The organism is Marinobacter alexandrii (genome assembly GCF_005871205.1).
Classification (GTDB): domain Bacteria; phylum Pseudomonadota; class Gammaproteobacteria; order Pseudomonadales; family Oleiphilaceae; genus Marinobacter; species Marinobacter alexandrii.
On record NZ_SWKM01000011.1, the window covers coordinates 1,437,052 to 1,443,632 of the forward strand.

Annotated in this window: 6 protein-coding genes; 1 reads left to right on the forward strand and 5 read right to left on the reverse strand. The window is 58.6% G+C overall.

Annotated elements, in window-relative coordinates:
• Positions 1-40 precede the first annotated feature (40 nt).
• Positions 41-1,432 carry a Si-specific NAD(P)(+) transhydrogenase gene (sthA, locus tag FCS96_RS07045; protein ID WP_138439559.1) on the forward strand — a complete coding sequence of 464 codons (1,392 nt, stop codon included), beginning with the start codon at positions 41-43 and terminating at the stop codon, positions 1,430-1,432.
• A 7-nt stretch (positions 1,433-1,439) separates the two neighbouring features.
• On the opposite strand, the gene FCS96_RS07050 is transcribed toward sthA, so the two are convergent.
• The 5 genes from FCS96_RS07050 to dusA form a co-directional block, all read right to left on the reverse strand.
• The gene (locus FCS96_RS07050; protein ID WP_138439561.1) at positions 1,440-2,240 is read right to left on the reverse strand and encodes a glycerophosphodiester phosphodiesterase; all 801 of its coding nucleotides are present in this window, start codon (positions 2,238-2,240) and stop codon (positions 1,440-1,442) included.
• Positions 2,237-3,364, reverse strand: coding sequence for a 3-deoxy-7-phosphoheptulonate synthase (locus FCS96_RS07055; protein WP_138439563.1), 1,128 nt, complete (start codon positions 3,362-3,364; stop codon positions 2,237-2,239). The genes FCS96_RS07050 and FCS96_RS07055 overlap by 4 nt, the downstream gene beginning before the upstream one ends.
• 44 nt (positions 3,365-3,408) lie before the next feature.
• Entirely contained in the window at positions 3,409-3,855 is a 447-nt protein-coding gene (locus FCS96_RS07060; RefSeq protein ID WP_138439565.1) for a tellurite resistance TerB family protein, read from the reverse strand.
• Positions 3,856-3,898: 43 nt separating this feature from the next.
• Positions 3,899-4,864 (reverse strand): transaldolase, encoded by a 966-nt coding sequence (tal, locus tag FCS96_RS07065; RefSeq protein WP_138439567.1) that lies wholly within the window; start codon positions 4,862-4,864, stop codon positions 3,899-3,901.
• A gap of 117 nt (positions 4,865-4,981) precedes the next feature.
• Positions 4,982-6,040 (reverse strand): tRNA dihydrouridine(20/20a) synthase DusA, encoded by a 1,059-nt coding sequence (gene dusA / locus FCS96_RS07070; RefSeq protein WP_138439569.1) that lies wholly within the window; start codon positions 6,038-6,040, stop codon positions 4,982-4,984.
• Between the last annotated feature and the right edge of the window lie 541 nt (positions 6,041-6,581).

Genomic DNA, 6,581 nt, shown 5'->3' on the forward strand with positions numbered 1-6,581 from the left:
GACCTAATTTTCACGACGTAGATAAGGAGTCACTGCGCGCATGGCAGAACATCATTACGACGTCGTCGTTATCGGCGCTGGGCCTTCCGGTGAAGGCGCGGCGATGAATGCGACGAAGCACGGTAAACGTGTCGCGATCATCGAAGACAAGGCCACCGTCGGCGGTAACTGCACCCACTGGGGGACCATTCCCTCCAAGGCGCTGCGTCATTCGGTGAAGCAGATCATCACGTTCAACACCAACCAGATGTTCCGCGATATCGGCGAGCCGCGCTGGTTCTCCTTTCCCCGCGTGCTGCAGAACGCCCAGAAGGTCATCGGTAAGCAGGTCAAGCTGAGAACCCAGTTCTACGCCCGCAACCGGGTAGACCTGATCAACGGCCGTGCCTCGTTCGTTGACAAGAACCGGCTGGAAATCCGCGGCAGCAAGGCGGTTGAACACATTCACTTCAAGCAGGCGATCATCGCCACCGGCTCACGCCCGTACCTGCCGCCCGATGTGGATTTCCGTCACCATCGTATCTACAACTCGGACACCATCCTGAACCTGTCCCACACCCCGCGCACGCTGATCATCTACGGCGCCGGTGTTATCGGTTCAGAGTACGCCTCGATTTTTGCCGGCCTGGGCGTGAAGGTAGACCTGATCAACCCGACCAGCCGTCTGCTGTCGTTCCTGGACGACGAGATCTCCGACGCACTCAGTTATCACCTGCGTAACAACGGAGTGCTGGTCCGCCATAACGAGCAGTACGAGAAAGTGGAAGGCGACGACCACGGTGTGGTGCTGTCGCTGGTTTCCGGCAAGAAGATCCGCGCCGATGCGTTCCTGTGGTGTAACGGCCGTACCGGCAACACCGATTCCCTGGACCTCGACAATGTCGGCCTGGTGCCGAACGGCCGTGGCCAGCTGTCGGTGGATGAGCACTACCGCACCGAAGTGGAGAATATCTACGCCGCCGGTGACGTCATCGGGTGGCCGAGCCTGGCCAGTGCCGCATACGACCAGGGCCGTTCGGCGTCGTCTGACATCGTCAAGGATGAGTACTTCCGCTATGTCTCGGATGTGCCGACGGGTATCTACACCATTCCCGAGATCAGTTCCGTGGGTAAAACCGAGCGTGAGCTGACGGAAGCGAAGGTGCCGTACGAAGTCGGCCAGGCCTTCTTCAAAGACCTGGCTCGCGCTCAGATCACCGGCGATGCGGTGGGCATGCTGAAGATCCTGTTCCACCGTGAAAGCCGCGAGATTCTGGGCATTCACTGCTTCGGGGACCAGGCGGCCGAGATCGTTCATATCGGGCAGGCAATCATGAACCAGAAAGGGGAAGCCAATTCCCTTAACTACTTCATCAACACCACCTTCAACTACCCGACCATGGCGGAAGCCTACCGGGTAGCCGCCCTGAACGGCCTGAACCGGATCTTCTGATCCGGCCTCAGCCGCCGGTAGACAGCGCTTGGCCGGTGCCCGGCACCGGCTCGGATTGCGATTGGGGCAGGGACAACAGAGCCCTGGCCCGGTTGTCGAAAAAGATGTGGGTGCTGGTCGGGTAATCGGTGATGACACTGTTTACCCCCATTTCCTCCAGCTGCAACATGTCGTGAATGCGATTTACCGTCCAGACGGATACATGCATTTCGCGCCGATGTGCGTTTGCCACCAGCTCTTTCGAGCACAGCTTCCAGTTCAGACACAGGTAACTGCACCCAAGCCGCGTGGCAACGTTCAGAGGCCGCGGGAACTTCCGCTCCGCCACCAATCCGATTTGAATGTGCTTGTTGCGCCGCCGGATTTCCTTCAGAAACCAGGTATCTGACGAGGTAATGGTCGTGGTTTTGTACAGGTCGCGACGCTGAATGATCTCGGTCAGGCGGTTGCACAGGATGTTCAGGCGCTGCCGGGAGTCTTTCTTAACCTCCAACTGCAAGTGTTCCAGATCGTCAAACTGGTCCAGCAGGTCTTCCAGGGTGGGAATACCAATCTTTCGGGGCCAGGAGCTGGTGTTGCGCCGGGCGTCCATGTCGGCCAGCTCAGCCGCCGTGTAGTGGCCCACATCGCCGGTATGACTGGTGGTACGGGTAACCGTCAGGTCGTGCACCAGCACGGGTATACCGTCTTTGGACAGCACCAGGTCCAATTCAAAATGCCGGATGCCATGGCGGTAAGCATGGATAAATCCCGGCAAGGTATTCTCAGGCGCCTCACCTTTGGCGCCTCTGTGACCGTAAACAATCATTCTGGTGTTTCACCTTGAAGGCGTTGGTAAATGGCCTGGCGTTTGGTCCAGGTGTCGTGGCATAGCCGGATATCTTCCAGGTAGGCCGGTAGTTCGTTCATCAGCAGGGCTTGGGGCCCGTCCACCAGCGCCCGTTCGGGTTTCGGGTGGAAGTCCACCAGCACCATGTTGGCACCGGCAATCACGCCCTGAGCGGTGGCGTGCATCACATCCAGAATGCCGTCCGGAGCGCGGTCCCTGCTGCCCACTGAGTGGGACGGGTCGACACACACTGGCATCCGGGTCAGCCGCTTCACTGCCGGCACATGGGCAAAATCGACCATGTTGCGGTGTGGTTGGCCGGCCTCGGTCTTCATACCCCGCAGACAGAAGATTACGTTGGCATTGCCTTCGCTGGCCAGGTACTCGGCGGCATTCAGGGATTCGTTCAGGGTGATGCCAAAGCCGCGCTTCAGCAACACCGGATACTCGCTTTGGCGGCCAATCGCTTTCAGCAGCTCAAAATTCTGGGTATTCCGGGTTCCTACCTGCAGCATCACCCCGGTCGGGCGGCCCAGGCGTTCCAGGCAGGTATCGATTTCCTCGATGTGGCTCTCGTGGGTGATCTCCATGGCAATCACCTTGATGCCATGTTTGCCCGCCTTCTCAAACACCCAGGGCAGGCAGCCCTTGCCGTGGCCCTGGAACGAGTAGGGGTTGGTGCGTGGTTTGTAGGCGCCCATGCGGGTGCACACCTCGCCGTTGTCCTCCAGCGCCTTCATCATCATTTCTACGTGCTCCGGCACATCCACCGCACACAGGCCGGCAAACACGTTCAGGTTGGACTGGCTGAACTCCACCCCGTTGTAGGTAAAGCCACTCTGGCGCCGGTCGTCTTTGTGGCGGCCCAGAATGCGGTAATCGTCCGAGATGCGGATTGCCCGCTCCACCGCCGGCAGCGCCTCGATTTCTTCCTTGTTCAGGCCCTTGGTGTCGCCCAGCAGGTAGATTTCCGTGAGCCGCTGGCTGGCGCCCTGTACCTCGTGAACCCGCACCGACACATTGGGCAGGTTTTCCAGGTAGTGCATGGTCTGGCGGTAGGCCTCGCTGTCCAGCCCGGTGTTGGGATGAAGAATGGCTAGCATACTGTCTCCTTGTGTTAGCCGGCACGCTCGTCACCCGGCACTTATTATCCTGAATTCTCCGCCTTGTGCCGCGCCTGCATGTATTCCCGGTGATTAAGATGCAGCAGGTCCGCCATACGGCGAATAAGGTGTTCTTCGTACTTGTCGATACGGCCATCGGCAAAGGCCACACGCCAGATGCTTTCCAGCAGCGACTGCTTGGCATTCTGGTCCAGGTGTTCGTTAATCTGCCCGGTAAACTCGTACATGGAGGTGGCATCGTCGGCGTGGTCCAGGGCGTCCTTAAGGATCGCCTCGGCCTCGTCGCGGGTCACCTGATGCGCCTTTACCGCACAGTCCACAATGGTTTGCAGCTCGCGCTCGTCCTCGTTGTGGTCCGCCCGTGAGAGCTGCACCATCAAGGCGGTGGCCGCCACCGCCAGTTGATGGTTGTCCGGCTCCTGGTTCTCCGACGCCGGTGCGGCAAACAGCTTTTTCAGTTGATCTAACATGTTAGGGCAGTCGCACTCCTGTTACGTTGCGAACAGCGGTGAATCAGGCCGCTTTGGCCAACTGGCGTACCCGCTGTTCCAGTTCAATCTGATCCGCGGTGAAGCGGCGGATGCCATCGGCCAGTTTCTCGGTCGCCATGGCGTCTTCGTTGGATTCCCAGCGGAACAACCGCTCGTTCACCGTGCCCAATTTATCCGGCGAGCTGACGCCGTCGGCCGACAGTTTGCGGGTCAGCGGGGCGGTGTCGTCCTGCAATTCCTGCAGCAGGGCCGGGCTGATGGTCAGCCGGTCGCAGCCTGCCAGCATCTCAATCTCGCCGGTGTTACGGAAGCTCGCGCCCATCACCACGGTGTTGTAGTCATTGGCCTTGAAGTAATTATAGATCCTGGACACCGATAGCACGCCCGGATCTTCTGCCGCGGGATAGCTGTCCCGGCCACTGTTGGCCAAGTGCCAGTCCAGAATCCGACCGACAAACGGTGAGATCAGGAACGCACCGGCCTGGGCACAGGCAGCGGCCTGAATGAACGAGAACAACAGAGTCAGGTTGCAGCGAATGCCTTCCTTTTCCAACTGCTCGGCGGCACGAATGCCTTCCCAGGTGGCTGCAATCTTGATCAGCACCCGGCTGGTGTCCACGCCCTGCTTGTCATACAGATCCACCAATCGACGGGCCCTTTCAAGAGTGCCGGCGGTATCAAACGACAAACGCGCATCTACTTCGGTGGAGACCACGCCGGGAATCAGGTTCAGGATTTCCCGCCCGGCCAGCACCGCCAGGGTATCGGTAGCAACGGTCAGCTGTTCGGCATCGGAACCACCGTGGCGACGGGCATCGGCAACGGCTTTATCCAGCATCGGGCGATAGGCGTCTGAGGCGGCAGCTTTCAGTAGCAGGGAAGGGTTGGTGGTGGCATCTTGTGGGCGCCATTGGGCAATGGCGTCGATGTCGCCGGTGTCGGCCACCACGGTGGTCATGGTCTTCAGTTGTTCGAGCTTGTTGGTCATTCGTGCTGTCGTCCCGATTGATCTGTTATTGAGGCATCCGACTCCCAGATGCGGGTGATTCACCTACAATAACGGGCTGGTCTGACAGGGACAAGACAACCAAAGGCCTGAGGACAATTAAGCTTCTGCAATAACCGCCGCTTCCGGCTCCCGGACTTTCTCCAGGGCGGTCTGAATGACCTCAAGCCCGGCACCGGACTTATGGGCATTCTCGCTGATGTAGCGGCGGAACTGACGCCCGCCCGGCTGGCCGTGGAACAGGCCCAACAGATGCCGCGAGATGTGGGTGAGGTACACACCGCGCTCCAGCTCACTCTGGATGAACGGGTACATGGCCCGCAGCGCGTCATGGCGGGTGAGGGGGGATTCCGGCGAGCCAAAGAACGTGCTGTCCACACTGGCCAGCAGCCAGGGGTTGTTGTACGCCTCCCGGCCCAGCATTACGCCATCGGTGTGCTGCAGGTGCTCGTTACACTCATCAAAGGTTTTGATGCCGCCGTTGATGATGATCTCAAGATGCGGGTACTTCTGCTTAAGAGCGTACACCCAATCGTACTTCAGCGGCGGAACATCGCGGTTCTCCTTGGGGCTCAGGCCCTCAAGGATGGCAATGCGGGCGTGCACGATGAACGTCCGGCAGCCAGCCGCCGCAACCTTCTCAATGAACTCGCACAGATCATCCCAGGATTCCCGACCATCAATACCAATGCGGTGCTTCACCGTAACCGGCAGGCTGGTGGCCTCAATCATCGCCCGTACGCCTTCCGCCACCTTGTCCGGGTGGCCCATCAGGCAGGCGCCAATCATGTTGTTCTGCACCCGATCACTGGGGCAGCCCACATTCAGGTTCACTTCATCAAACCCGAACTGCTCTGCCAGTTTCGCGCAGTGCGCCAGCTCACCCGCATCACTGCCACCCAGCTGCAGCGCCAGCGGATACTCCGCCGGCTCATGGCGCAGAAATCGCTCGGTATCGCCATGAATCAGCGCGCCGGTAGTTACCATCTCTGTGTAGAGCAACGCATGGCGGCTCAACTGGCGGGCCAGGTAGCGGAAATGGCTGGTGGTCCAATCCATCATCGGGGCAACGCTGAACCGGCGGGAGAAGTTCTCGCTATGGAAGCCTTGCACTGCGGATGAATTGTTGGCGCTGTGGAGCGGGGTGTTCTCAGTCATGAATCACTCTGGTGTACAGGTTCGGTGTTCAAAATGTGGCGCATATTGTAACAGGAATGGAATGCGGCCTGCCGTAGGGCTTTGGCGAAGGAAAAGTGCGTTCGGGAATTGCTCTGCTACGCTTCGTGGAGGCCATAAGCAGCGGGGATAAACGTCAAATGTCGCAAAATACCGCCAGGATCGATTTGGCCGCTTACAACCTCATGAAAAATATGGAATAGTTCAATTGCGCTGTTGGAAATAAGCGAACGGCCAATTCCGTGGTTTTGGGACAAAGTGCGTTTATTTCCGAAAAGATAGATGGCCGAGACCGCCACTGATATTCGAAAATTCAGGGCCTTAGAGGAAGTTTGGCCAGCTCAGAGTTTGGAAATAGGTGCGATATGATAGATGTCATTTGTCGCTGAATTGGCTGTTATGAGTGTACGGACCTCTATGGATAATGATCTCGTATTGGTGACATTGGACGCAGAGCAGATCGCCAAAGCCAAAGAGGCAAATGGGAAGCGAAAGCGGATTACCCACGCGCTTGTTGTTGGAG

Coding starts and splice junctions, on each gene's coding strand:
- sthA (WP_138439559.1), top strand. CDS start 41: ATGGCAGAACATCATTACGACGTCGTCGTTATCGGCGCTGGGCCTTCC.
- dusA (WP_138439569.1), bottom strand. CDS start 6,040: ATGACTGAGAACACCCCGCTCCACAGCGCCAACAATTCATCCGCAGTG.
- tal (WP_138439567.1), bottom strand. CDS start 4,864: ATGACCAACAAGCTCGAACAACTGAAGACCATGACCACCGTGGTGGCC.
- FCS96_RS07050 (WP_138439561.1), bottom strand. CDS start 2,240: ATGATTGTTTACGGTCACAGAGGCGCCAAAGGTGAGGCGCCTGAGAAT.
- FCS96_RS07060 (WP_138439565.1), bottom strand. CDS start 3,855: ATGTTAGATCAACTGAAAAAGCTGTTTGCCGCACCGGCGTCGGAGAAC.
- FCS96_RS07055 (WP_138439563.1), bottom strand. CDS start 3,364: ATGCTAGCCATTCTTCATCCCAACACCGGGCTGGACAGCGAGGCCTAC.